The following is a 1,065-nucleotide window of genomic DNA, read 5'->3' as shown; positions in this document are numbered from 1 at the left end:
CTGCCCTGTGAGGTTGGGGACGCGGCTGGCGGGTGGTTGGCCCTTGAGTGCGGTGTGTCCGCGGTGGTGATTGTAGGTGTGGAGCCAGGCGGGGTAGGCGTCGCGTCGTTCCTGTTCTGACCGGTAGGGCTTTGCGTAGGCCCATTCGTCGAGCAGGGTGCGGTTGAGGCGTTCGACTTTGCCGTTGGTCTGGGGCCGGTAGGGCCGGGTTCGCTTGTGGGTGATCCCGGCCGCTGCCAGGGTGTCGCGCCAGAGGTAGGACTTGTAGCAGGCGCCGTTGTCGGTCAGGACGCGTTCCACGGTGATCCCGCAGGAGAGGAAGAATTCCTGGGCCCGGGTCCAGAACCCGGTAGCGGTCTCCTTCTTCTCGTTGGTGAGGATCTCGCTGTAGGCGAGGCGGGAGTGGTCGTCGACGGCGGTGTGGATGTAGCTGTAGCCGACACCTGAGCGGGTCTTGCGGCCCGCTGGGCGGCCGAGCTTCTTGTGGCCGCCGCCGTCGGGGATGTTGCCGAGCTTCTTGATGTCGACGTGCACCAGTTCGCCCGGGCGCTCACGTTCGTAGCGGCGGATGACGCGGCCCGTGGCCCGGTCCAGGTGGGTCAGGCGGGCCAGGCCGTAGCGGGTCAGAACTCGGTGGACGGTCGAGGGCACCAGCCCGAGCAGGTGGGCGATTCGGGCCGGTCCCCACCGGCGAATGACGCGGACCTTGATGATCCGGCGTTCGGTGCGGGTCGGTGTCCGCCCGGGGCTGAGGTGGGGGCGGCTGGAGCGGTCGCTCATGCCGGCCTCGCCCATGGCCCGGTATCGGCCTGCCCACCGCTGGGCCGTCGTCGGGGAGACCTGGAAACGTTCCGCGGCCCTGCGAAGCGGCCAGCCGTCCTCGACCACACAGCGGGCCAGCCGCAGACGCCCGGTCTCGGTCAAAGGTGCATTACGGTGAGGCACGAGGGCCTTTCTGGTCGGTGTAGACGTCGCAATCCACACCGAACCCGGAAGGCCCTCACCCGTTCAAGATCCCTCAGCCGAGACCTGCATCACCCGTCCACAACCTCCCCGGACAGAACA

Annotated in this window: 1 protein-coding gene; it reads right to left on the bottom strand. The window is 68.2% G+C overall.

All coding sequences use genetic code 11. From position 1 onward, the window contains the following. The coding region (locus ABZ441_RS33565) for an IS481 family transposase (RefSeq protein ID WP_358981201.1) at window positions 1-945 on the bottom strand (945 nt) is incomplete at its 3' end. Window positions 946-1,065: the final 120 nt, after the last annotated feature.

Origin of the sequence: Streptomyces sp. NPDC005752, assembly GCF_040630715.1 — a bacterium.
Lineage (GTDB): Bacteria > Actinomycetota > Actinomycetes > Streptomycetales > Streptomycetaceae > Streptomyces.
The sequence above is the reverse complement of the archived record's forward strand: the minus strand, read 5'-3'. Positions and strand labels throughout refer to the sequence as shown.